The organism is Paenibacillus glucanolyticus, assembly GCF_037333485.1.
GTDB classification, from domain to species: Bacteria; Bacillota; Bacilli; order Paenibacillales; family Paenibacillaceae; genus Paenibacillus_AQ; species Paenibacillus_AQ glucanolyticus.
Genome location: NZ_CP147845.1, coordinates 5,644,523 through 5,669,623, shown reverse-complemented (window position 1 = coordinate 5,669,623; position 25,101 = coordinate 5,644,523). Strand labels below are relative to the sequence as shown.

General features: G+C 49.7%; 22 protein-coding genes, 2 pseudogenes and 1 riboswitch. Of the genes and pseudogenes, 20 read left to right on the top strand and 4 right to left on the bottom strand.

Features of this window, described 5'->3' with window-relative positions; genetic code table 11:
* Positions 1 to 9: 9 nt before the first annotated feature.
* Positions 10 to 1,608 carry a response regulator gene (locus WDY75_RS26345; protein ID WP_063478586.1) on the top strand — a complete coding sequence of 533 codons (1,599 nt, stop codon included), beginning with the start codon at positions 10 to 12 and terminating at the stop codon, positions 1,606 to 1,608.
* A 375-nt stretch (positions 1,609 to 1,983) separates the two neighbouring features.
* A complete protein-coding gene (locus WDY75_RS26340) occupies positions 1,984 to 2,955 on the top strand; it encodes a ring-cleaving dioxygenase (protein ID WP_063478587.1) in 972 nt (323 codons plus the stop codon).
* Between the two features lie 92 nt (positions 2,956 to 3,047).
* Here the strand turns inward: WDY75_RS26340 and WDY75_RS26335 are convergent, their stop codons facing one another.
* The 3 genes and pseudogenes from WDY75_RS26335 to WDY75_RS26325 form a co-directional block, all read right to left on the bottom strand.
* Positions 3,048 to 4,004, bottom strand: coding sequence for a YafY family protein (locus WDY75_RS26335; RefSeq protein ID WP_063478588.1), 957 nt, complete (start codon positions 4,002 to 4,004; stop codon positions 3,048 to 3,050).
* A gap of 108 nt (positions 4,005 to 4,112) precedes the next feature.
* A pseudogene (locus tag WDY75_RS26330) lies at positions 4,113 to 4,235 on the bottom strand (recombinase family protein); the annotation flags it as partial.
* 341 nt (positions 4,236 to 4,576) lie between these two features.
* Complete coding sequence (locus tag WDY75_RS26325) at positions 4,577 to 5,758, bottom strand: hypothetical protein (RefSeq protein ID WP_063478589.1); 1,182 nt, start codon at positions 5,756 to 5,758, stop codon at positions 4,577 to 4,579.
* 512 nt (positions 5,759 to 6,270) lie between these two features.
* On the opposite strand from WDY75_RS26325, the pseudogene WDY75_RS26320 reads away from it, so the two are divergent.
* A pseudogene (locus WDY75_RS26320) lies at positions 6,271 to 6,660 on the top strand (short-chain dehydrogenase); the annotation flags it as partial.
* A 169-nt stretch (positions 6,661 to 6,829) separates the two neighbouring features.
* On the opposite strand, the gene WDY75_RS26315 reads toward WDY75_RS26320, so the two are convergent.
* Entirely contained in the window at positions 6,830 to 7,087 is a 258-nt protein-coding gene (locus tag WDY75_RS26315; RefSeq protein WP_006208269.1) for a GlsB/YeaQ/YmgE family stress response membrane protein, read from the bottom strand.
* Between the two features lie 205 nt (positions 7,088 to 7,292).
* Between WDY75_RS26315 and WDY75_RS26310 the strand changes: the two genes are divergently transcribed.
* From WDY75_RS26310 to purS, 17 genes are all read left to right on the top strand, one after another.
* Complete coding sequence (locus WDY75_RS26310; protein ID WP_006208270.1) at positions 7,293 to 8,027, top strand: acyl-[acyl-carrier-protein] thioesterase; 735 nt, start codon at positions 7,293 to 7,295, stop codon at positions 8,025 to 8,027.
* A 63-nt stretch (positions 8,028 to 8,090) separates the two neighbouring features.
* Positions 8,091 to 8,789: a response regulator transcription factor gene (locus WDY75_RS26305; protein ID WP_006208271.1), complete on the top strand. Its 699-nt coding sequence runs from the start codon at positions 8,091 to 8,093 to the stop codon at positions 8,787 to 8,789.
* Positions 8,786 to 9,766 (top strand): sensor histidine kinase, encoded by a 981-nt coding sequence (locus WDY75_RS26300; protein ID WP_006208272.1) that lies wholly within the window; start codon positions 8,786 to 8,788, stop codon positions 9,764 to 9,766. Before WDY75_RS26305 ends, WDY75_RS26300 begins: the two co-directional genes overlap by 4 nt.
* 371 nt (positions 9,767 to 10,137) lie before the next feature.
* Positions 10,138 to 10,908 carry an ABC transporter ATP-binding protein gene (locus tag WDY75_RS26295; RefSeq protein ID WP_063478590.1) on the top strand — a complete coding sequence of 257 codons (771 nt, stop codon included), beginning with the start codon at positions 10,138 to 10,140 and terminating at the stop codon, positions 10,906 to 10,908.
* On the top strand, positions 10,883 to 12,811 hold the full coding sequence (locus tag WDY75_RS26290) for an ABC transporter permease (RefSeq protein WP_006208274.1): 1,929 nt from the start codon (positions 10,883 to 10,885) through the stop codon (positions 12,809 to 12,811). Before WDY75_RS26295 ends, WDY75_RS26290 begins: the two co-directional genes overlap by 26 nt.
* 89 nt (positions 12,812 to 12,900) lie before the next feature.
* Entirely contained in the window at positions 12,901 to 13,722 is an 822-nt protein-coding gene (locus tag WDY75_RS26285) for an MBL fold metallo-hydrolase (protein ID WP_063478591.1), read from the top strand.
* 294 nt (positions 13,723 to 14,016) lie between these two features.
* Positions 14,017 to 14,685 carry a sigma-70 family RNA polymerase sigma factor gene (locus WDY75_RS26280; protein WP_231888000.1) on the top strand — a complete coding sequence of 223 codons (669 nt, stop codon included), beginning with the start codon at positions 14,017 to 14,019 and terminating at the stop codon, positions 14,683 to 14,685.
* A 426-nt stretch (positions 14,686 to 15,111) separates the two neighbouring features.
* The gene (locus tag WDY75_RS26275) at positions 15,112 to 16,278 is read left to right on the top strand and encodes a bis-aminopropyl spermidine synthase family protein (protein ID WP_063478592.1); all 1,167 of its coding nucleotides are present in this window, start codon (positions 15,112 to 15,114) and stop codon (positions 16,276 to 16,278) included.
* Between the two features lie 62 nt (positions 16,279 to 16,340).
* Complete coding sequence (locus tag WDY75_RS26270) at positions 16,341 to 18,476, top strand: DNA topoisomerase III (RefSeq protein ID WP_063478593.1); 2,136 nt, start codon at positions 16,341 to 16,343, stop codon at positions 18,474 to 18,476.
* 104 nt (positions 18,477 to 18,580) lie between these two features.
* Positions 18,581 to 18,718, top strand: coding sequence for a hypothetical protein (locus tag WDY75_RS26265; RefSeq protein WP_006208278.1), 138 nt, complete (start codon positions 18,581 to 18,583; stop codon positions 18,716 to 18,718).
* Positions 18,719 to 18,949: 231 nt separating this feature from the next.
* On the top strand, positions 18,950 to 19,213 hold the full coding sequence (locus WDY75_RS26260; protein WP_063478594.1) for a DUF1294 domain-containing protein: 264 nt from the start codon (positions 18,950 to 18,952) through the stop codon (positions 19,211 to 19,213).
* Positions 19,214 to 19,341: 128 nt separating this feature from the next.
* Positions 19,342 to 19,776 carry a universal stress protein gene (locus WDY75_RS26255; RefSeq protein WP_006208280.1) on the top strand — a complete coding sequence of 145 codons (435 nt, stop codon included), beginning with the start codon at positions 19,342 to 19,344 and terminating at the stop codon, positions 19,774 to 19,776.
* A 606-nt stretch (positions 19,777 to 20,382) separates the two neighbouring features.
* A riboswitch (purine riboswitch) is annotated at positions 20,383 to 20,484 on the top strand.
* Positions 20,485 to 20,673: 189 nt separating this feature from the next.
* The gene (gene purE / locus WDY75_RS26250; RefSeq protein WP_006208281.1) at positions 20,674 to 21,159 is read left to right on the top strand and encodes a 5-(carboxyamino)imidazole ribonucleotide mutase; all 486 of its coding nucleotides are present in this window, start codon (positions 20,674 to 20,676) and stop codon (positions 21,157 to 21,159) included.
* Positions 21,156 to 22,343 (top strand): 5-(carboxyamino)imidazole ribonucleotide synthase, encoded by a 1,188-nt coding sequence (gene purK, locus WDY75_RS26245; RefSeq protein WP_063478595.1) that lies wholly within the window; start codon positions 21,156 to 21,158, stop codon positions 22,341 to 22,343. The genes purE and purK overlap by 4 nt, the downstream gene beginning before the upstream one ends.
* A gap of 3 nt (positions 22,344 to 22,346) precedes the next feature.
* On the top strand, positions 22,347 to 23,642 hold the full coding sequence (gene purB, locus WDY75_RS26240) for an adenylosuccinate lyase (protein ID WP_006208283.1): 1,296 nt from the start codon (positions 22,347 to 22,349) through the stop codon (positions 23,640 to 23,642).
* Positions 23,643 to 23,914: 272 nt separating this feature from the next.
* Entirely contained in the window at positions 23,915 to 24,805 is an 891-nt protein-coding gene (locus tag WDY75_RS26235; protein WP_006208284.1) for a phosphoribosylaminoimidazolesuccinocarboxamide synthase, read from the top strand.
* Positions 24,806 to 24,854: 49 nt separating this feature from the next.
* A complete protein-coding gene (gene purS / locus WDY75_RS26230) occupies positions 24,855 to 25,100 on the top strand; it encodes a phosphoribosylformylglycinamidine synthase subunit PurS (RefSeq protein WP_006208285.1) in 246 nt (81 codons plus the stop codon).
* The last annotated feature ends 1 nt before the right edge of the window (position 25,101 follow it).

Genomic DNA, 25,101 nt, shown 5'->3' with positions numbered 1-25,101 from the left:
GGAGAAGCCATGAGCGGAGCGGACGGTAAATTCAGAGTGATGCTGGTCGATGACGAGCCTATCATCCTGCGCAGTCTAAAGGCAGCGATTCCCTGGGATGAGCTTGAACTGGAGGTCGTAGGGGAGGCGAAGAGCGGGGATAGCGCTCTGAAGCTGGCGCGCGAGGTATCGCCGCATATGATCATTAGCGATATCCGCATGCCGGGAATGGACGGCATCACACTCATGAAGGAACTGAAGGCGGATCAGGCGCGTCGGTTGATCATATTTATTAGCGGCTACGGTGAATTTGAATACGCGAGGGAAGCATTGCGCGAAGGGGCTTTTGATTATTTGCTCAAGCCGATCGATCACGATGAGCTGACCGAAACGATTGCCAGAGCAGCCAGAACCCTGGAGAAGCAAATGGCGGATGATCAAATGCTTCACTCGATCAAGGTATTATCCCTGTTGGCTCGGGAAAGGATGCTAACGGAGTTCATCGAGGGCAACCGGAGTCCGCTCCAGCATATGCAGTGGCTGGAAGACAGCGAATTGGAGCATGGCTACACGATGGCTGTCATTCAACTGGATCACTATTTGCGGCTTAATGAGCAGTGGAGCATGGATGAGAAGCGTCTATGGCTCTTTGCCGTGCGCAATGTTCTGGAGGAATGGTCCGTGCAGCATGGAGGGCTGACGGTATTTCCTTTCCGCAGCGGGGAATGGGTGCTGTTGTTTCCGAGTCTTGCGAGGGAGCGACAGGAGGACATTGGCCGGGATCTTGTTCAATTGATCAAGCGCAACACCAAGCTGTCCTGCTCTGTTGGCTTCAGTTCCAGCATGGCGGGGATCGACCGCTTGGGAACGGCTTATGAGACGGCAGTACGCGCGTTATATCAGCGCTTCTATTCCGGTGAAGAAGGTGTGTTTATCGGTACTGCGGATTCAGTTATGGAAACGGCCAGCGAAGCAGGATACCCGAAACATCTGGAGTCGCTGATGGTCGAAAGCATCCGCACGCTTCATAAGGAGCGTTTGCTGGAGCTTTTTGATGAGACCAGGGCCTATATAGAGGAGCATGCATTCAGCAGGGAAATGACCGAGCGGGTATTGCTGGAGATGAGTGTTGTGCTGTATCGGCAGTTTGAGCATATGAAGGTTCTGTTTGAGTGGTCGTTAGAGGAGCTGCTGCAGGAGCTTCATGCTTCCGGCACCCTGCAGCAGCTGATGGATGTCATCAAGAATCATTTCAGCAAATGGATTGCACAGAGCCGATCGGGGCAGGCCAAGGACAATGTTCAGGCTGTGATGGGGAAAGCCAAGGAGTACATTGCGGACAATTATCAGAAGGATCTCAGCATTGAAGAGGTTTCGGAGCTGGCGGATTTGAGCATCAGCCATTTCTGCACCTTGTTTAAGGGAACAACGGGATATACGTTTCTGGAATACTTAACGGAGTGCCGGATCGAGAAGGCGAAGAGCATTCTGCTGAATACGGATGTGAAGGTGTATCAGGTGGCACCGCTTGTAGGGTACCAGGATCCGCGGTATTTCACGCAGGTATTTAAGAAAATAACAGGCAAAACCCCTTCCGAGTATCGGGAAGAGGCGACATCCAAAACATAAAAGCGCAAAGATCCTCCATGGAGTTCAAGATCCAAACTTGTGAGGATAGCATTCGGATCCCAAATAACGTAACAAGGAATAAATAACAGATCCATTTTTCCGGCTGTAATGACGGGAAAAGGGGAGTCTGTTATTTTCGTTTTAAATATCTTAATATTAAGACTTGACGATGACTAAGTTAAATATTAAACTGAAATTAGCAAAGATCCAGCCGCTGCGATGGAGCAGCGATAGAAGAAAACAGCGGCCAGAGCGCAGCTGCCTGTATAAAGAGATTGTTTTCGAAGCATCGTCTAGTCTTAGCGTATATGTGCTTACAATGGTGAACATGATTTCGTTTATTAGAGAAAAAAATTATAGATGGGAGTTGAGGTCATGAAGTTCAAAGGAATTCATCACGTGTCCGCAATTACAGCAGCAGCTTCGCAGAACTTCGAGTTTTATACAAAGGTGCTGGGCATGCGGCTGGTCAAGAAGACAGTAAACCAGGATGATGTCTCCGTGTACCACTTGTTTTATGGCGACGAGAAAGGAAATCCCGGAACCGAGCTTACCTTCTTCGAAATTCCGATGGCCGGCAGGACCCGTGAGGGAAACAACAGTATTTCGGCAACCTCCCTGCGAGTGCCCAGTGACCGCGCGTTGGAATATTGGACCGGGAGACTGGACGAATACGGCGTAGAACGTGAGGAGATACAGGAACGTGCCGGCCGATTGACACTGCTATTCAGAGATTTTGAGGGCCAGCGGATCATTCTGGTTTCGGATGAACATAACGAAGGAGTTCCTGGGGGCATTCCTTGGGAAAAGGGGCCGGTTCCGGCAGAATACGCCATCATCGGTTTAGGTCCGGTGCAGCTGACAGTACCTCGTGTGTTACAGACGGTTAAGGTATTGACGGAGCTGATGGGCTTCCGTTATAAAGGGCAGTATGCCTCGCCTGTAGACGGGCAGCCGGATATCCTTGTATTCGAAACCGGGGAAGGCGGTACGGGCGCAGAAGTTCATGTCGAGGAAAGAACAGACCTTCCACAGGAACGCCTTGGACGAGGCGGTGTTCATCACGTTGCATTCCGCGTCGAGGATGAGGAAGAGCTTCGTTCCTGGATTGACCGGATTGGGGATGTGGGATTCTCAAATTCGGGATTTGTCGATCGTTTCTACTTCCGTTCCTTGTATTTCCGGGAGCCTAATGGCATTTTGTTCGAGGTGGCTACCGACGGACCTGGATTTGACACGGATGAGCATATCGATCATCTTGGCGAATCCCTGGCGCTGCCGCCGTTCCTGGAGCCGAAGAGGGAGCAGATCGAAGCCAACCTGAAGCCCATCCATACCATTCAATAAATCCGGGCTCACGGGATTAACCTAAAAAAGCATCAGGCAAGCCGCAATTTTTGATGGGCTTCCTGATGCTTTTTTTCATATTGCTTATGAATTCACTGTTGATAGAGCCGAGCAATGGCAGTCGCAGCCGAGCTGACATGCTCACGGAGCTCCTGGGGTGCAAGCACCTCGATTTCCGCCCCGCAGCTTAAGAGAAACGCGGACGCAGATTCCAACGTATTGAATTCCAAATCGGCCGTTATCCACCCTTCCTGCGGGTTCTGCGTGTCGCAATGAATGATTTTCACATATCGCTCCCGCTCAAAACGTTTGATTAGAGAAACGGTCATTCGAACCTGTGCCGGATATTGCGGTAGATTCTGCATGAACCGTGTCAATGATTCCTCCCAATACTGGGCCAAGTCAAAATCAGCCGGACGATGAAACGTCTCATCGGTCATCACGGCATCCACGATTCTGGATACGCGGTAAGTCCGCAGTTCGCCTTGGGATTCTGCCACCACATACCATGTGCTCCGCTTTGCAACCAGTCCGAGAGGAAGGACGATTCTCTCGACACGCTCCTCTCCCTTCATATAATGAATGCGGAGTACGCGATCCAGCCATACTGCCTCCTGAAGCACCGTAAGGTACGGATGCGATTCACGGTAAGCGTGCCAGCCAGCGCCATCAATATGGATTTTCTCCCGAATGATTTCGGCATCCTGCCGAATGGAGCGCGGGGAAGAAGCCAATAATTTCTGATAAGCGGCATCAAACTGTTTGCCTATGCCTAAATCTCCGATCAGCGGGCTATGGCTGGAAACCAGCAGGGAGATGAGTTCGTCAGGCGTCATGCCCGTCAGGTTTGTACGATAGCTCTCCTCCAGCACCCAGCCGCCGTGGGAACCTCTCTCCGCATAAACGGGAATGCCGGCTGAGCTCAGGCTCTCCATATCGCGTATAATCGTTCGCTCCGATACCTCGAGCTGCTCCGCCAAATAATGGGTGTTCTTTTTACCACCGTTCTGAAGCATCAGCATGATGGACAGTAAACGGTCGGCTCTCATATCGTGTCACCTCTTTTAAGAACTGTAGAAGATAAATGTATTGTAGCATGGATATAAGACAATGGATGTCATATAAGCCTGATAGGATGAAGGTGTTGAGAAAATCTGTTATATGATGGAGGTTACGCCCTCTCGAAGTACACGCTTTAGGAGATGATATTCCGGACGGTCAAAATCCTTGCCGCTAACCTTGTCAGCAAAAATGTATTCCTCCTGAATAGCCTGTTCCCATAATACGGTTAATTGTCGATCTTCATTCTGATCTTTGGTGGATACCCCAGCATAGCCGTATTATCTCGCATAATCGCCTCCTGGAGCTTACAAAGGTGTTCCGATAACTATAAAAGTTTTTAATTATAAAACAACACCTTTATGGACAAAGGAGAAGGAAGCTTAGAGTGAACTAGGCTTCCTTGAAAATTGTGATTTATTTGATTAGGATCTATCATTATACAAATACTCAATGATTATATTCTGTAGCTCGTTGCTATACCTCATTTCAAAATAGATAAGGCCCAGAAAGACAGCGATTATGATCAGAAGAACGGCAACAATAATTCGAAACTTGTCCATTACCAATTATACCCTATGTTGAATGTGTTGCTTAAATCAAACATGTGTTGAACGGCACTGTGCCATTCGGAAACATGACTAACTTGTACCCCTGTATACTTATATGTCGAATTTGCTTTCCAACTGGTGCCTAGTTCAAATTTATCTGTTCCTTGGAGGTTCTGTAAGTAATCTGGTGTGATTACCCAATTCGCTGTATCTGTATTCACATTCTCTGTGAGATCGATGTTTGGATTACCGTCATAAGTAAAACTCCACTGCAAACTCCACGGATACGCAAATGAAATTTGATAAGGTCCATTATTCTTGTCTCCAGGAGAAGCACCGTAGAAATCATCTTTTGTATAAATTACATCGTGAGTAACAGTTAGCTTTTTGGAATTGGTAGAGCCGCCAATTTTGTTTATTCGAATAATATCTTTAATTGCAAAATAATCAAATTTTGTATCTGACTCATTCTTTTCTTTGTATAAGAACCATTGAGTAATCATTTCGGCATTATCTACTCCATAGAGACCGCCAACAGTCCTAATATCATAATCGTTACTATCTATAACAGTAGAAGCCGGAGTGATTTGATTTGTTCTTTCTTCATGCTTAACTATTTGAGACAAAATAATGGATGCATCCGTAGGTATTTCATTTCCGTTCTCATCCATATTTTTATAGTTAAGCATGAACATTCTACCATCTGTGTCCTGTAGGGAGTAACCCACAATTTCCTGTTCCGTTGTTTCTTTTAGTTGTTTACCTTCGTGTAGTTGGTCAACATCTTTTATAAAAAGGGATCGGACTTCCCCTTCAACTGCATTTCTGACTTTAAACTCTAACGGTTGGTTTAAGAGTTCTTCATATTTCCCTGGAGTCAGCCCACCATATAAGTAAACTTTTTCCCCACTCTGAAGCGCCTTTTGTAAGAATGATCTCAGTTCTGGGTTGCTTTCAACTTCTTTTACATCATAGGCGAAAGAGCTGTAATCATTAAGATTTGGTAAATCAGAGCTAGGTTTTTCAATTACAATGTTTGACTGAGCTACGTTTTTATTAACTTCTTCTGATGTAGCGAAAAACAATCCTTCGTTTTGTGCACCAGGATCTGCATACAATGATGAACTAGTCACTGTAAACATTAAAGTTGCAGCCAAACTTAATCCAAATAACTTGATCTTACTCTTAGACATTTTCTTCAAACTCCCTATCATTTTTTTGAGCAGGAAACTAATTGTATGTAACATGTTGCATATTCTATAATTTTCCATCACTCATAATATATAACAAAAAATATCGAAGAAAGTTATAGAATTTCTTGAATTATTTTTTCCCTTATTTTTTTGTTCCAGAATATCCCGTCAATGCCTGTTTACATACTTCTGAGTTGAAAATGTCAGTTTCATCGATGTATTTTCTGTTTGACCTCCATAAAAGCCCGTTTTTTCGGGAAGACAATAATTTCATTTAGGGGTTGCGCCAACATTTTAACGAAAATATACGATTAATATGCATCTACGTACTAAATTAGAAGATAAAAATCGTTTGAAAACGATGAAGGAGAATTTATTGGATATGAACGGACCAGCGTCCTGAGTTTGTTTGTCGGTGGAGCTGCGGATTTCATCTGTAAATATGCCTGGTGATCTGACAGTAAGATTCTTTTATGTTTTGATCCTTATATATAGCAATTAGTTGCAAGTAATTCGGCGGGAACCTTTACTATAGTTTGGCCAAAATATCGCCGATTCATCTGGCAGAAGCAATGGCAGAGGAACTGCGCCCCTATCATGTAACCGCGTTATCCGTTACACCCGGATTTCTGCGTTCCGAACAAATGCTGGATCACTTCGGTGTTACAGAAGAGAATTGGCAGGATGCCGCAACGCAAGAACCGCATTTCATCGCGTCGGAGACGCCGTATTTGCTGGCGCAGGGGGTTGCGGCGCTGGCGGCTGATCCGGATGTTGCAGCCAAGAGCGGTAAAGCGCTGACCAGCTGGGATTTGTCGGATGAATACGGCTTCCGCGACATTGACGGCCGCAGTCCGCATTGGGGCCATTATGCGAAGGAGCAGGGTCTTCCCATATCGTAAGAAGATACGTAAAAACAGGGTGCCTATAGCCATGGCGGCGAATAGGCACCCTGTTTTGATGGGTAAAAATGTTCCTTTGACTTAGCATTTAGCGGTACCGCTGTGAGAACGTCTGTATCGGCAATAGCGGTACATCGCAGTGGAAGTCAAGGTTTTAGACTTCAGCTCATTACGAGCGGCCGCGTCTCATCGAGCCCATGATCAGGCTGACGATAAAGACAAGGACAACGGCACCGATCAGGGCAGGCAAGATGAAGAAACCTCCCATTTCCGGTCCCCAAGACCCGAGCAAAAGTCCACCCAGCCAAGCACCGACAAAACCAGCAATGATGTTACCGATGATACCGCCGGGAATGTCTCTGCCCATAATCAAACCTGCAATCCAACCAATGATACCGCCGACAATTAATGACCAAAGAAAACTCATGTTTATCACCTCGTATAAGTTATAGTTGTTTGTGCCTTACTATTAACCAAAGAAGTGACTTTTAAACCGGATTGATCCCGAACATTGATAAAATCATTTTTTTCCAGCTAACAAAAGGGAGTTGTTCTTTTGATAAATAGAGGGCTTTTGATTATGCTTGAAGTATCATGAACGTGAAAATTATAAAGGAGTTGGCATGAGGCTCATGGCAGAGAAATGGATAGAAGAATATACTATTCAATCCGTTGATGCGGATTTTCGGGGGGATTGCCGCTGGTCCTCGCTGCTCAGTATTTTGCAAAGGGCGGCAGACCGGCATGTCGAGGCGCTTGGGATCAGTCGCGAGGAGATGATTGAGCGGGGGATGGGCTGGATGCTCATTACGCTTGAGCTTGATATGGGGCGAATGCCAAGGGATATGGAGACCGTCCATGTCGAGACCTGGAGCCGCGGCTCCAAGGGGGCTCTGTGGCATCGGGATTATCGGATAAAAAATGCTGACGGAGAAAAGCTGGGTGAAGCCCGCTCGGTATGGGCGCTGGTGGATATTCACAAACGGAAAATCCTGCGTCCCTCCATGTTCCCGTATGAGGTGCCGATCGGTAAAGAATCGGTAGGAGAGCTGCCAAACAAAGCCGTATTGGCTGAAGGCGTGCAGCTTGCAGAGGCCTATACGTATAAAGTTCGATACAGTGGAATTGATGTGAACGGGCATCTGAATAATGCCCGGTATGCGGATCTGTGCTTCGATGTGCTGGACGAGCAGGAGCTACAGGAAGGGAAAGTGACGGGCTTCAAGATTACATATCACAACGAGGCCAGACTCGGAGATACGATGCTCCTCAGCCGTTCGGCTGAAGAGAACAGCAGGGTGTATGTGCAAGGCACTTCACCTGACGGGATAAACTTTTTTGAAGCGGCTATCGTTAGGGAACCATAAACCATCAGGCTGCTAATCCGGATAGGAGGGGAAGTGCCTGACGCTGCACGGAGGGAGAGCCTGATGTACAAAATCATGGTCGTAGAGGATGACCCGAAGCTGGCGGGGTTGCTGCAATCGCATATCGAAAGGTACGGCAACGAAGCGATTATTGTTGAGGATTTCGATCAGGTGCTGGAACAGTTCCAGGAGCTGAAGCCGCATGTGGTTCTGCTGGATGTGAATCTGCCGAGCTTTGACGGATACTATTGGTGTCGTCAAATTCGGTCGTTATCCACCTGCCCCATTATTTTCATATCTGCCAGAAGCGGAACCCCGGATCAATTAAGAGCCCTTGAGAACGGAGCGGACGATTATATTACGAAGCCATTTGCCTACGATATCGTCATTGCCAAAATCCACAGTCAGTTGCGGCGCGTATATGGCGATTATGCGACAGCATCCGCCGAACGAACGGTGGAGAAGGACGGGCTTGTCCTGTATCCCGAGCGAATGGAGATGAGTTTGGACGAACGGACCTCCGTTCTCACGAAAAAGGAAACGATTCTCCTCGAGACGCTGCTAAGCCGGAGTCCCCGCCTTGTTACGCGCGAGACCATTCTGGAGAAGTTATGGGATGATACCTTTGTTGATGATAATACGCTCAGCGTCAATATTAACCGGGTACGGAAACGGCTTGCCGAGCTGGGCATTGAGGATGCCCTTGAAACGGTCCGCGGCTCGGGATACCGACTTCATACGGTGTGGAAGAGGCAGTCATGAAAAAGCTGTTCTGGCGAGAGCATCTGCCGCTGATTATGTTCACGCTTGCAGCGCTGTTTGTGGTGCTGCTCGTTTTCTGGTATGACGGTTATGATCATCCGGTAACAGCTGCCTATGCGGTTTTTCTTGGTTTAACCATTCTGGGGGGATACTTGGCTTTCCGGTATTTCACGCACCGGGATTTCTATGAGCGGCTGTCACAGCCCATCCGATCGCTGGAGGAATCGATAAAGCATAATGAATCCGCTCCCCTGCCAACCGCTCTCAGCGAGCTTATGGAAGAACAGTACCGTCAATACCGCACGGTCATGGAGGAGTGGGAGCGACGGCGCAAAGAGCATATGATCTTCATGAATCAGTGGGTGCATCAGATGAAAACGCCGCTCTCGGTCATTGAGATGATCACGCAGGAGGACGATAACGATTCGTTCAAGAGCATTTCCGAGGAATCCGACCGAATCCGGCGGGGGCTTGAGATGGTGCTGTATATGTCCAGGCTCGAAACTTTCGAGCAGGATTTCAGCGTAGAGCCGGTACATCTGAACCAGATAGCTGTCGACGCGGTTCATGAGAACAAGCGCTTCTTCATCCATAGTCATGTATATCCCGAACTGCTGGTGGATCCAGACCTTATGGTTCAGACGGATGCCAAGTGGCTGCGGTTTATTATGCTGCAGCTGCTCTCCAATGCCATTAAATATTCTGCCGGTACCGGATTCAAGGTGACGATTCAAGCTCGCCGCTCGGAGGATGGCCGTCATGTGATGCTGGAGATCACGGACCGGGGAATGGGAATTCCAAAGTCCGATATGAACCGGGTGTTCGACCCGTTCTATACCGGGGAGAACGGCCGCAAGCTGAAGGAGTCCACAGGCATGGGCTTATACCTCGTCAAGGAGGTCGTCCAGAAAATGAACCACCGGATTGAGCTGGAATCCGAGCCGGGGAAAGGCACAACCGTGAGGCTGATTTTCTAGGGATGAGGCTTATTTCATTGATCGCGTTATTCTCGTTAGAGATGCAGCTGCGGGAAGATCAAGCATGATTCTGTTCCGCTCTGCGCCCCGGATTTGTCATATCGAGGCTGTACTGGAGCCATAGCAAGCCATAGCATACAAGCTGTTAAGCTAGGAGCCTTATCTCGGGGAAATGCCTTCGGTTGAAGACATCTGTCAGAGATAAGGTTTTTTCTTATGGTTAAGTATGTATTGACGTCTTTCAGATTTGGGGAAAAGTGAATCTTACACCGATGTAAGACTGGTGAAAGAGTGATCGATAGGAGAAGGCCGGGGGATGCTATACACTAACCTTACAAGATTACGAAATAACGAGAGTGAGGTTTAACAAGATGGAAATATTGAACGTCCGCAATCTGGGCAAAGTCTACAAGGCCGCGGTGTCCCACGAGGCGCTTTCCAATATCAATTTGAGCATCAACGAAGGGGAGTTCGTTGGCATTATGGGACCTTCCGGCAGCGGGAAAACGACGCTGCTTAACATGATATCCACCATCGACCGTCCCACATCCGGTGAGATCAGCATTGGCGGGAAAAATCCGTTTCGTCTGTCACAGGATCAATTGGCGATGTTCCGCCGCCGCGAGCTCGGGTTTGTCTTCCAGTCCTTCAATCTGCTTAATACACTGACCGTGAAGGAGAATATTCTGCTGCCACTGGCGCTGGACGGTGTCGATCTGGACGAGATGAACCGACGGGTCGGCGTTCTGGCAGAGAAGCTGGGCATTACATCGATTCTGGATAAGCGGACCTATGAAATTTCAGGGGGACAGGCACAGCGGACAGCTGTAGCGCGGGCGATGATCCACGTTCCGAAGCTGGTGCTTGCGGATGAACCGACGGGGAATCTGGATTCCAAATCCGCGCGCGACGTCATGGAGATCATGGATCGCAGAAACAAGGAAGACAAAGTGACCATGCTGCTGGTCACCCATGATCCGTTGGCCGCAAGTTACTGCAATCGGGTGGTGTTTATCAAGGACGGTCAATTGTACAACGAGATCACGTACGGTGACAGCCAGTCGGCTTTTTATCAGAAAATTATCAACGTGTTATCGCTGCTGGGGGGTTCGGGACATGAATTTTCGCCAGTTCGCCATTAATAATGTCCTGCGCAGCAAGCGCACATATATCGCCCACTTTCTGAGCAGTGCCTTCTCTGTCATGATTTTCTTTACTTATGGCCTGCTCTCGTTTCACCCGCAGCTCAAGGACGGCTTGGTCTCCTCCAGCGGAACCCTGAGCATGCTGGGAACCATGGGCATGACGGTATCCCAATATATTGTGTTTGTCTTTTCATTCTTTTTCCTGCTGTATTCCGTTGGGGCCTTTATCAAGGTTCGGAAGAAGGAATTCGGCATACTGATGATACTCGGAATGTCCCGCAAACAGTTGAATCGGATGCTGTTTATCGAAAATATTTTGATTGGCGCTGCTGCGATCATCGCCGGTATGGGAATCGGCATGCTGTTCTCAAAGCTCATTCTGTTAATCAGCGCCAAGCTGATGGCTGTGGATCAGGGCCTGCCGTTTTATTTTCCACTCCAAGCGCTTGTGATGACGGCAGTGGCTTACGCCGTGTTGTTCTTGCTCATTGCCTTGTTCTCCTCGCTTATGCTCCGTAAGGGCACGCTGCTCGCTCTTGTCAAAGCGGAGGAAAGCCCCAAGCCCCAGCCGAAAGCCTCACCCTGGCTGGCTGTGCTCGCCGTTTTCCTGATTGCTGCGGGATACGGCATGGTTATGGCCTTTGCCATTCTCCAAATTTTCAATCTATTGCTGCTGCTGGGCGGTGTTGTATTGGTCATCACGGGCACGTATTTTCTCTTCACCCAGTTCAGCGTTTATTTCATGCGGTACTTGCAGAAGAGGGAACGATTCTTTTTTCGCAAAACCAACCTGCTGACGGTATCGGAGCTGCTGTACAGAATCAAGGACAATGCAGTGATGTTTTTCCTTGTATCGGTCATTTCGGCATCCGCCTTTACCGGCATTGGGACGACGCTGGCGATTGGGGATCCGGGCTTGTCTGCGATGGAGAACCCTTATGCTTACACATATTCCATGTATGACGAGGATGAGGATAAAGGGAATCGGCATCTGGATATCATCAGGGAGGAGCTCAAGAAGGGAGGACTGGATTATAAGGAGGCAGAGGTTACCCCGATTTTCACGGATAACGGGGTTAAGCTGATTAAGCTGAGCGAATATAACGGTCTCATTCAATCGCTGGGTTACCCGGCAGAAACATTGGGCGATCTGGAAGGAATTCTGACTCCGGGAACGGTCTCGGAGAAGAACAGCTACCGCATCGACGGTCCTTTGTCTGATCAGTTCGAGGTATTAAACGGCAAAACATCGGAAATCGTCAAGGTGCTCAAGGCCGAAACGTTCATTGCGGTACCCGAAAGCTACGGGGAGACGCTGGTTGTATCCGACCGCTTGTACGAGGATGCGCTGCAGGCACAGCAGGACCAAGAATACGGCTATGCGGCCTACCATACATTTTACGTGCAGGATTGGAAGAATACCGGGGACGTGTCCAGATCGATTCTGGAACGTTTTAACGAGAATGAAGACAACAGCTATTATCTAAAATCGTTGTATTTCGATTGGAAAAACGCCCAGCAGCAGAACGGCATCTTACTCATGGTAAGCGGATTGGTTGGCATCGTCTTCTTTACCTTTGCAGCAAGCTTTGTCTATTTCCGCCTGTATGCGGATCTTGCACGGGATGAACAGCAATATCGCATGATTGCCAAGGTCGGTCTCAGTAAAAAAGAGCTTGGCATCATCATCACCAAGCAGCTTGTCATCATGTTCTTCCTTCCGATGCTCATTGCACTGATCCATAGCGGTGTTGCCTTCGTTGCCCTTCAGCAGTTGGTCGACTTCTCCATTGTAGGTCACAGTTTGAAGATTTTTATCTTCTTCCTCAGCATACAGATCATGTATTTCTTTATTACTCGATGGCGTTACCTGGAGCGTCTCAACAAAATGATTCAGTAGCATTCCCCTGTTTCCTCGTTGAAAAGTGTCAAAACGGGTATGTTATTACAAGAAGCACTTTATAACGAGGATGGGGGCGACTTTTCATAATGAATGATCACAGTATGTTAAAGACGGGTGCGATAGAGTCTGAAGAGATTGTGCCGGATATCCTTTCTATGCGCATCGTGATGGTGAACATCCAGATGATTGGCCTGCCGAGTTCAGGTGATTGGGTATTGGTGGACAGCGGCCTAGGTAATTTTGAAGAAGCGATTGCAGAGGCAGCAGAAAAAAGGTTCGCTCGTCCGCCTGTCTGTATTGTGCTTACGCACGGCCATTTTGACCATGTGGGCAATGTGAAGGCATTGTCGGACCGCTGGGGCGTACCTGTCTACGCTCACCGGAACGAAATGCCGTTCCTGACTGGAGATGAGGATTACCCTCCAGCAGATCCAAGCGTGGGCGGTGGATTATTGGCCCGTGTCGCCCCGATGTATCCTCATAAAGCGATCGATCTGGGCTCACGAATTCGTCCATTGCCCCATGATGGCACGGTGCCGAATCTCCCTGATTGGCGGTGGATTCATACACCAGGGCATAGTCCCGGTCATATCTCCCTGTATCGCGCTACAGACGGCGTTCTAATTGCCGGAGATGCTGTCATTACGGTGAAGCAGGAATCTGCATTAGCTGTCATAGGGCAGGAGAAGGAGCTGCATGGCCCACCGATGTACTTTACACCGGACTGGGACCTTGCAAAGGAATCGGTTCGCCGCCTGGCTGAATTAAAACCCCGGATTCTAATAACTGGACACGGCGTGTCGATGCACGGGGATGAGATGAGGGATTCGCTGGATCGGCTGGCCCGAGAGTTTAACCGCCTTGCCGTTCCCGATCATGGACGATACGTTAATAAAGATATGAACTGAATGGGATGGAAATCTATAGGATAGGATTCAGCTTCATGATATGAAATATTAACAGGGTTACGTGGACACCGTTGGGACAAACTCCCTGCGGTGTTTTTTTATAAATACAAGCAAGTGAAGCTCCGTGTTATGATTTCGTATGGAAACGATGAACGAAAATGTGCAAAAATGAAGGTGTCCACAACATATCCGTCATTTTTTTAATAAAAATTTATTTTTACGTGAACCTAGTTAGACCCTCAGGTATCTAAACTTATAGAAAGCAATGTTATGCAGCAGAGGAGGTCTCGCAATGTGAATAAGAAACCTAATATAGAGCGCGATGTTCAGCTTGCCAAATACGGGGATCGTGAAGCTTTCAGCAGGTTGATAAGGGTTTACGAACGCAGCTTGTATGGCTTAGCCCGGATGTACCTGAAACAGGATGAGGATTGTGCGGATGCCGTACAGGAAGCGATCCTCAAATCGTTTAGAGCCATCTCGACCTTGAAGGAGCCTGCTTATTTCAAAACCTGGCTGTGCCGCATCCTTATACATGAATGCCTTCAATTGCTGCGCTCTCAGAAGCGGCTGCGAACGGCTGAAACCACTATTAAGGACGTTGATGTCGTGCCGTATGAAGCGATTGAGGTTAAGGAAGCTGTGGCGCATCTGGAAGACGATTTACGCAAGGTCATTCAGCTTCACTATTATAGGGATATGCCGATTCGGCATATCGCCAAAATCGTAGGAGTACCGGAAGGTACGGTGAAATCCCGGCTGCATCGGGCTCGCGGCATTTTGGCGAGCAGACTGGATCCCTCTTCCGAAAGGAACGTGAACTATGACCCGATATTAGGTAAGGAGTTAAGTCTGTATGACTTTGCTCCTATCCCCAATAGGGTCAGCGCTCGGACGGTTCAGACATTCCCCATGCCGATGAGAAATGTGGGGAATGTTAGGGTAACAGCAATAGCTGCGTAGTCGATATGAACAAGCAGTATAAGCGAAGTTTGAACTATTGTATGTTCCGCAGGCTGTGGTCTGCCTGATTCCACTATGAAATTTAGGAGATGTTTTGATGTCGGTGTGTGTTCTTAACTAACCAAACTTTATAGACTCTTGACTTGTGCATTTTATTGGAAAAAAGCCCGCTTGATGCGAGGTTTATTTTGCTATGGCGCAAGGAATGGAGTCAACCTGGTTAAGAACACAACAACCCATCCATTATATATTGACTGTATATAGCTGTGCGATTGGCGCGGCTTCCCGCATAAGGGACAGGAGGTGGACTATGGTTCATGGACTTCTGTCCTTTTGTTCGTTTACTGAAGAAGCGTCTATGGGATCGCGTGTGTTCTTTTCCAGGGTAAAGGCAAGTCCATTCTCAAGGAAAAGAGCGTGATTCACGTGATTAATTATATAGAGGCTGTACAATCAAGAGTTCGCCTGCAGGAAGGCCCACAGGTAATTGAACAGCTGCTGATAGCGAGTTATATGCGGCCCGGTATTTCCACCAAAGAGCTGGCTCGGCACACTTATCTCCCTGTACCTGTTGCCGCAGCGATCAAGAAGGAGTTTATGAAGGCAGGAGCTTTGGTCCAGGAGCGAGGTGTGCGCTGCACCCATTTAGGGAAGCTGTATGTTGAGCATGAGCTTGGATACGGCGGCTTGGATCAGGAGCTGTATCGGAGCCTTATGGCAGAGGAGAACGATTGGCAGACGGAGCTTTCGGATGTGCTGACAAGGCTCACGGAAATTCTTGAGCTGCGACCGCAGGTTGATGTTCAGATTGATCAGTCCCAATGCACGGTGGAAACCAGTCTGCGAAGGGCTGTCCTGTGTCTGAGGGAGCATAGTCTGATCGGTAAGAACATTATGTGTGTTGGAGACGACGATCTTGTGAGCATCTCGCTCGGTCTGTTGCTTAAACGGCTGTTCCCGAACATGGAGGGTCAAAGAGCGGGTATAACCGTAATCGATATCGATGAGCGATTTCTGCAATTTATAAGCGGCATGGCCGAGAGAGAAGGCTTATCGATTGCCTGCCTACGTATCGATCTCAGGCAGCCATTAGCCAGGGAATGGAGCGGACAGTATGATTGTTTCTTCACGGATCCGCCATACACGCTTCAAGGGATGACCCTGTTCTTGTCCCGGGGGATTCATACGTTGAAAAAAGGGAAGGGAAATCCCATCTTTCTGTCCTTCGCGCATAAGTCTCCTGATGTTACGTTATCCATGCAGCGCGAATTTGTCCGGATGGGCTTGTCGGTGAAACAAGTGCTGCTTCATTTCAATCAATATATCGGAGCGCAGATGATCGGGAACAGCGGGCAAATGATTGTACTGAAAACAACGGAATTAACTGCGCCGCATATTACGGATTTTTTTGAAGATGAGCTCTATACAGGCGAGGTGAGGCGAACGGTCCGCACCTACAGATGCATTCAATGCGGCGGCGTGCTGCAGGTGGGCATCCAGGGCGATTTCCCCACGATAGAGGAGTTGAAGAACCAGGGCTGCCCGATATGTGCCAGCCATACGTTTGCCTGGCTCGCGAAGCGAACGATCTGATTCATTTTTGTGGAAATAAACGAAGGGAGGTTATAATAGGGGAACAGAGGAAGGGGAGGGCTATGAAAGTATTAGTATTGGCTGAGAAGCCGTCCGTCGCGAAGGAAATTGCCAGAGTGATGGGCAGCCGAGAGAAGCAGAAGAATTATTTTGAAGGACCGAAATATATTGTGACCTGGGCGCTTGGGCATTTGGTAGGTCTTGCAGAACCCGAGGATTATGATAAGAAATATCAAACCTGGGTGCTGGAGGATTTGCCGATCCTGCCGGATAACACCAGGCTTAAAGTGCTTAAGGAAACCAGCCACCAGTTCAAGACGGTGCAGCATCTGATGAAGCGACAGGATGTCGGGGAGATGATCATTGCTACCGATGCCGCCCGCGAAGGGGAACTGCTTGCGCGCTGGATTCTGAAAATGGCGAAGTGGAACAAGCCGTTCAAGCGGTTATGGATTTCTTCCCAGACCGATAAGGCAATCAAGGAAGGGTTCGCATCGCTGAAGCCGGGACAGCAGTTTGATCGACTGTATGAGTCCGCACGCTGCCGGGCGGAAGCCGATTGGATGGTTGGCCTCAATGTGACGCGTGCGCTTACGACCAAATTCAATGCTCAGCTGTCGGCAGGCCGGGTTCAGACGCCAACGCTCGGAATGATCATGGACCGTGAGAAGGAGATTGTCCATTTCCGCTCCCAAGAGTATGAGACACTGCAGGCCGATCTGGGAAGCTTCGAGGTTTCGTGGCGTCCGGCGGGCGGAGACGGTCGTCTGTTTGAGAAGGATAAGGCCGCGAAGTTGAAGTCGAAGCTGGAAGGCAGCACCGGGAAAATCACCAGCGTGAAGAAGAGCGAGAAAAACGAGCCGCATCCGCTGGCTTACGATTTAACCGAACTGCAGCGGGATGCCAACCGCAGGTTCGGGTTCTCGGCCAAGCAGACCTCGAATGTGCTGCAGCGCCTGTATGAACAGCATAAGCTGGTCACTTACCCGCGAACGGACAGCCGCTATCTGACATCCGATATGGTGGGGACGTTGAAGGAGAGATTGTCGAGCATTGCGATAGGACCTTATGCATCGCTTGCACGTCCATTGCTGCGCAAAAATATATCGCCAGGCAAACGGGTTGTGGATGATAGCAAGGTAACGGACCATCATGCAATCATTCCAACGGAGCAAACCGTGCTGCTTAATCAGCTGTCTGTTGATGAGCGGAAGCTGTACGATCTCATCGTGCGCCGCTTCATCAGCCTATTCTATCCTCCTGCCCGGTACGATAACGTATCGGTAACCGTGCAGATTGAAGGAGAGCTGCTCTACGCGAAAGGGACAACGATCAAGGACAGCGGATGGCGTGAGGTCTATGGCGGTGATTATGATGATGACGGCGATGATGAGCCTGAGGATGCCCAGGGTGCGTCCTCAGGCAAACTCCTGCCTGAACTGAAGGAAGGAGAGACGGTGAAGGTGGTTCGCTGCGTGCTGAAACCGGGACGGACACAGCCGCCCAAGCGCTACAACGAGGCGGCACTGCTCTCGCAGATGGAGAAGCACGGTCTTGGAACACCCGCGACCCGGGCGGACATCATTGAGAAGCTGGTTAGCTCGGACACCATCGAACGGCAGGGGCAATCCCTGCATCCGACAGGTAAGGGCAAGCAACTGATTGAGCTTGTTGCTCCAGAGCTGAGAACACCGGAGCTTACGGCACGCTGGGAGGCTGAGCTGGAGCGGATCGCGAAGGGGCAAGGCAAGCCGGAGCCGTTCCTGCGTGGCATTCGGGACATGACCAAGAAACTGGTCACCGAGGTTAAGGGAAGCGACGCGGAATATAAGCCGCATAATGTCTCGAACAGCCACTGTCCGGACTGCGGTACAAGGCTGCTGGAGAAGAAGACCAAGCGCGGCAAGCTGCTGGTCTGCCCGAGCGAAGATTGCGGATATAAGCGTTCCGGTGAGAAACGTCTGTCAAACCGTCGCTGCCCGCAGTGCCATAAGAAGATGGAGATGAAAGAAGGCAAGGCGGGAATGTTTGTGCAGTGCCTTGGCTGCGGCATTACCGAAACGCTGAAGCAGGACGCCAAACATGTGAACAAACGGGAGGAACGGAAGCTCGTACAGCAATTCAGCAAACAGGAGTCGATCGGTTCGAATCTGGGCGACCTGTTGAAAGCAGCTCTTGAACAGAAGGGCAAGGAGTAGTCGGTTGTTTATGAGACCTCAGATGCTCGAAATGCTTTTTTTCTTGCCGCTGTTAGCATAACCTCCGGCGCAATGGCCCATTCTACGGACAGGGGGTGATTTGCATGCCGAATCATAAAGCGAGAAAAACCGAAAATCAGCAGAACAAATCAAGCATTCTTGAGGAGAGTAAAACCCTCAAACCGAAAAAGGCTGCAGACTATGTACCAAGCCTGAACGAAATACCCAAGAATGAATCTTGAGCTTTCGTAACGGTCGAATGATTCGATTATCTTAGTTGTCATTGTGCTGGGCATCGGGGAGTCGGTTCTTGCCGGCAAACCGGTGTCCTCGTAATGGCATTTGCGGATGATGCGGCGGCAGGGCTGATTAGCCGGGCATTGTCTTCAATAGCCTGCGGTTTTATAATGATGGTAGAACTAATGGCTGATTGAGCAGCATGGATCAGTTGAAATGGGGGTGCGTGAGCCAACGTGAGACCTGCACTGATCGTTTGGTTTATTTTTATCAATGCGGTAGCCTATCTGGTCATGTCCGAGGATAAGCGGCGTGCCCGGTTGGGACGGGATCGTGTTCCGGAGAGAACGCTCTTTTTGCTGGCTGCAATTGGCGGTGCCTTGGGCGTATGGATTGCGATGTACCGCAAACGTCATAAGACAAGGCATTTATCTTTTAAAATCGGAGTACCGCTGTTATTAATCGTGAACGTTGCGCTGTATACGTACTTCTGGGGTTGAAGTCGGATTAGCCTGGTTTTTACATAAGGGGACAGCCGAACAGCAAGTCAGTTAGCTCGTTTCATATGGGTATGAAGTTGTTTAATAATAAGTAGTAGGTCTTTTAACAACAGAAAGAGGTGGCCTGTATGCTTTTTACTAAAATTCTTCTAGCTTACGACGGCTCCAAGGCAGCGAATAAAGCACTCGGACGTGCGGTTGAACTTGCGAAGGTAACGCCGGGAGCTGCGCTGGATGTCATTCATGCTTACGATTTTCCGCGTTTTTTCGTTGGGGAAGGGCTAGCTCCGATTCCAGCTTCACTCAATAAAGATGTTTACGATCTTGCCGTGCAGACGACTGAGGAGATCCGCGAGCGAATTGAGAATTCTGGCGTGCCTGGTCAGGTGGAGATGATTCAGGGTCCTCCGGCTGAAGTTATTCTGGAGTATGCAGATCAGAACGGCAGTGACCTGATCGTTATCGGCAGCCGCGGTCTTGGCGGTATTCGCGAGTTTGTGCTCGGGAGTGTCAGCCATAACGTGGTGCAGCATGCAACGGTTCCAGTATTGGTCGTGAAATAATGATGTTGGGGACGCTGAGAGCGTCCCTTTTTTTATAAAGATAAGACAGTATAAACGTCAGAGGCTTTCCATTCTTATCTCGCAAGATAAACTCCCCCCCAGATGTCGGATGATAAGATTTCGACACTAGCCCCCATCTTTCGTGTAAGTAACTACAATTAAAGAGCAGAATACGGTCTTATTTTATTCTGCGATAATACTTTTCCCTTACCCTCAATGCAGCAGCAAAAAAATCTCCATTGAATATGCTCCAGCGGAGCGGACGAATCGTGGATGGAGAAGCGCCAGCGTTCGCCTTTAAACACGGGAAACATCCATTATAGTTCAATCCAGTTTCCCGTGTTTAACAGCGATCGGAATCACGATGCGTCAGCGCAGCGCTGCTAATTGCTCAACATGTACTGCTTACAGTTTTTCATATCCACCAATTGGCAGGCCTTATAAAGCCCGCAGTCTCCAAGAAGTTTTTGCTGCTGCACGCCTCACTTGCCAGATACGAACATTATTTTTTTGTGCAAATCTGATTGTTCGTGTTTAGGTTGACACTAGGTGTCAGAAATTGATAAACTGAGGATGTTGAGGTTCAAAATAACTTATGAAGCGTGATTGATGAAATTTAATATTTCTCGTATAAAACCGGGGATATGGCCCGGAAGTCTCTACCCGAAAACCGTAAATTTTCGGACTACGAGGGAATACAAACGGTGCGGCAACAACGGGGCCTGACTTCTTGTTTGCCTCTTTGGCGGCGGATGCGAATGACTCTTCTGCTTGGAGCAGCAGCGTTCGTAATCCTTGTATGTCCGAGACCTGCACAGATTTTGTGTTTACGGGATCGGACTTTTTTCAGTGGTCAGCAACGAATTGTCGAATTTCGAAGAAAGCGGGGGTAACTTCATGTCAGCACAAGTAGGAGTTATTATGGGAAGCAAATCGGATTGGGATACGATGTCCCATGCATGCGAGGTGTTAGACGAGCTTGAAATTCCGTATGAGAAAAAAGTCGTATCTGCTCACCGCACACCGGACCTGATGTTCCGTTATGCCGAGGAAGCGGAGGGCCGGGGGCTTCGCGTCATTATCGCCGGAGCTGGTGGAGCCGCGCACCTGCCTGGTATGGTCGCATCCAAGACGGTATTGCCGGTCATCGGCGTTCCGGTTAAATCCAAAGCGCTGAAGGGTCTGGATTCATTGCTGTCGATCGTACAGATGCCAGGGGGCATTCCGGTAGCCACCGTAGCCATCGGCAAAGCGGGGGCCACTAACGCTGGACTTCTCGCAGCTCAAATACTGGGTACTTCGGATGCAGGGATTCGTGAAAGAGTGCAGGCGCGTCGTGACCGTATTCGTGACGAAGTGCTGGAAAGCAGCAATAACTTATGATGGAGAACGGAACACAGCAGACAACCGGATCCGGTAAAAAGCTCTTGCCTGGTTCCGTCATTGGCGTTCTGGGCGGCGGCCAGCTTGGACGGATGATCGCGCTGGACGGCATCCGGATGGGTTATTCGTTCGTCACGCTGGACCCGACGCCGAACTCGCCGCTCGGTCAGATGGCTGAGCAGATTACGGCAGGTTACGATGATGTCGAAGCTGCACGTCAATTGGCAGAGAGTGCTGATGTCATTACGTACGAATTCGAGAATGTCGATGCGGGCGTAGCCAAGCTTCTGGAGGAGCAGTCTTATGTTCCGCAAGGAAGCAAGCTGCTCTATACCACGCAGCACCGTTTGCGTGAGAAGGCGGCAATTGAAGCCGCAGGCGTGCCGGTTGCACCGTATCGTGAGATAACAAGCCTTGCAGATTTGCAGTCCGCCGCCACTGAGCTTGGACTTCCGTGCGTGCTTAAGACCGCTACGGGAGGTTATGATGGTAAAGGGCAGGCGGTTCTCCGCAGCGAGGATGAGCTGGGGTCGGCTTACAGGGAGCTGGCAGCCAGTGGAACGGAGCTCGTATTGGAGAAGTTTGTGAAGTTTGCGTGCGAGATTTCCGTGATCGCTGCACGCACCCCAAGCGGTATCGTGAAGAGCTTTCCGCCGGCAGAGAACGTGCACGTCAACAATATTTTGCACTTGTCGGTTGTACCTGCGCGTGTGCAAAGCGACGTTCAGCGCAGGGCCTGTCAGCTCGCGGAACGCGTGGCTGAAGGCTTAGGAGCGATTGGCCTGCTGGCCGTGGAGATGTTTGTGACCGAGGATGGCGAGCTGTACGTGAACGAGCTTGCACCACGTCCGCACAACTCGGGCCACTACACGATGGAGGCTTGCTCAACTTCCCAATTCGAGCAGCATGTGAGAGCCATATGTAATCTTCCACTCGGAGATACCACGCTGCTGAGCCCGGTTGTTATGGTGAATGTGCTCGGCCAGCATCTGGAGGAGGTCGTGCAGCGCTTCGGTAATGAGGATACGCTGGCAGAGTCTCTGGGTGTTGTGCCTAAACTTCATCTGTACGGCAAGAGCGAGGCGAAGCTTAACCGCAAGATGGGACATATCAACCTCTTGTGCGGGGATGTGGATGCCGCCCTAGAATGGGTAGAGAAAATGAATATTTGGAGGCAGGATTAAACGATGATTGAACGTTACAGCAGACCGGAAATGCGAGCAATTTGGACCGAGGAGAACAAATTTAGAGCGTGGCTGGAAGTGGAACTGTGCGCATGTGAGGCATGGGCAGACCTTGGCGTCATTCCGAAGGAAGACACCGTTAAACTTCGACAGAATGCGACTTTTGATATGGATCGGATATATGAGATTGAACAGGAAACCCGCCATGATGTCATCGCCTTTACCCGCGCGGTATCGGAGAGCCTGGGCGAGGAACGGAAATGGGTCCACTATGGATTGACTTCGACGGACGTGGTGGATACCGCGATGGGGTATCTGCTCAAGCAGGCTAACGATATTTTGGAGCAGGACATCCTGCGTTTTATCGGTATTTTGAAAGAGAAGGCACTGGCCTACAAACATACCCCGATGATGGGCAGAACGCATGGTGTTCATGCTGAACCTACAACGTTTGGTCTGAAAATGGCGCTGTGGCATGAAGAGATGATCCGCAATCTGGAGCGCTTCCGCCATGCGGCTGACGGCGTCCAATACGGTAAAATCTCGGGGGCGGTCGGAACATATGCCAACATCGATCCTTCCGTAGAAGAATTCGTATGCCGCAAGCTCGGCACGAAGGCAGCGCCGATCTCGACCCAGACGCTGCAGCGTGACCGTCATGCGGAATACATGGCAACCCTGGCACTTATCGCTACATCGCTTGAGAAGTTTGCAACTGAGGTTCGCGCATTGCAGAAGAGTGAGGTTCGCGAGGTAGAAGAAGCATTCGCTAAAGGTCAAAAGGGTTCTTCCGCGATGCCGCACAAACGCAATCCAATCGGTTCGGAAAACATCTCGGGCCTGGCGCGCGTCATTCGCGGTCACATGGTGTCCGCTTACGAGAACGTGCCGCTCTGGCATGAGCGGGATATCTCCCACTCCTCGGTAGAGCGCATCATCCTGCCGGATGCGACGATGCTGCTGAACTACATGCTGAACCGCTTCGGCAATATCGTGAAGAACCTGACGGTATTCCCGGAGAACATGAAGCGCAACATGGCTCGCACCTATGGCGTTCCCTTCTCGGGCCGCATCCTGACGAAACTGATCGACAAAGGCTTCAGCCGCGAGCAAGCGTACGATACCGTTCAACCGCGCGCCATGCAGGCATGGGAAGAGCAGCGCCAATTCCGCGAGATCGTGGAAGCCACGCCTGAGATCACCGAGGTGCTCAGCGCTGAGGAGATTGAGGATGCATTTAATCCAAGCTGGCACCTGAAGCATGTGGATACGATTTTTGCCAAGCTGGGGCTGGAGTAAGGATGTCGGTATAAGAAGTTCTACAGCGGAGAAGGCGGAATTGTTTTGTAGAAGCGATAGCGGTCCCCTTTGCCCCCGGATTTTAACCTTTGAATCATATTCATGGAAATCTGGGGGCAACAGGGATCGGAAAAACAATCCGCATTCGTAGTGATGAACAAGCTAAAGATCTTTAGTCCACATGATACTGAGCATTCTATTTTTCATCCGACAGAAATACAGGGAGCGACAGTCTCAGATTGAGATATACGTCGCCCCAAGGGGAGGAACACATGACATTACCGGCATTATCGACCGCCACTCATCTGGTCAACGTACCGCTGCTGTACAAGGGCAAGGTGCGTGAATTGTACGACCTGGGGGAGCACGTACTCATCGTCGTCACCGATCGCATTTCCGCTTTTGACTATGTGCTGGAGCCGCCTGTACCGGCCAAAGGAACCGTGCTGAACAAGCTGAGCGCTTTCTGGTTTGGGCAAACGGAACAGCTTATCAGCAATCATGTTGTGCATACGGACGTGAATCTCCTGGGTGATGCCGTCAAGGATAAGGCGCTGCTCGATGGCCGAATCATGGTGTGCCGCAGAGCCGAGCGCATCGATATCGAATGCGTCGTCCGCGGATATATTACCGGCGGCGGCTGGAGGCAGTATCAGTCCACGGGCGAGGTTAACGGTATTAAGCTGCCGGAGGGCATGCGCAAGAATGAGGCTTTTCCCAAGCCGATCTTCACGCCGGCTGCCAAGAACGATGTCGGTCATGATGAAGATATTTCGCTTGATCGGATGCAAGAGCTTGTCGGTGAAGAGCTCGCATTGCAGCTGCAGGATCGCAGCCTCATGCTCTACAAGTTCGCCCGCGACTATTGCAGCAAGCACAGCATTATTTTGGCAGATTGCAAATTTGAGTTCGGTTTGATCGATGGAGAGATCGTGCTGATCGACGAGATTTTTACGCCGGATTCCTCCCGTTTCTGGGATGTGAACCATTATGCGCTCGACATTGAAATTGACAGTATGGATAAGGAGCCGGTGCGCACGTACCTCGCTTCGTCCGACTGGGATAAGAACAGTGAACCGGGTCCCCTGCCGCAAGCCGTGGTGGAGGAAACAACACGCCGCTACACTGATATTTACAGCCGAATCACGGGTGTCAGCTTGTAAGCTTTTATAAACCATTTCATTCATATATACCGAGGAGGAACAGGAAACAATGTTGAAAGCAAAGGTCTACGTCACGATTAAACAGAGCGTATTGGACCCTCAAGGGGTAGCGGTACAGGGTGCACTTCATTCAATCGGATATAAGGAAGTAGAGAGTCTTCGCATCGGTAAATATATGGAGCTTGAGCTGGGTACGGATAACCGTGAGGAAGCCGAGCAGCGTGTGAAAGAAATGTGCGAGAAGCTTCTGGCCAATACGGTGGTTGAGAACTACCGTTATGAATTGGAGGGCTAAA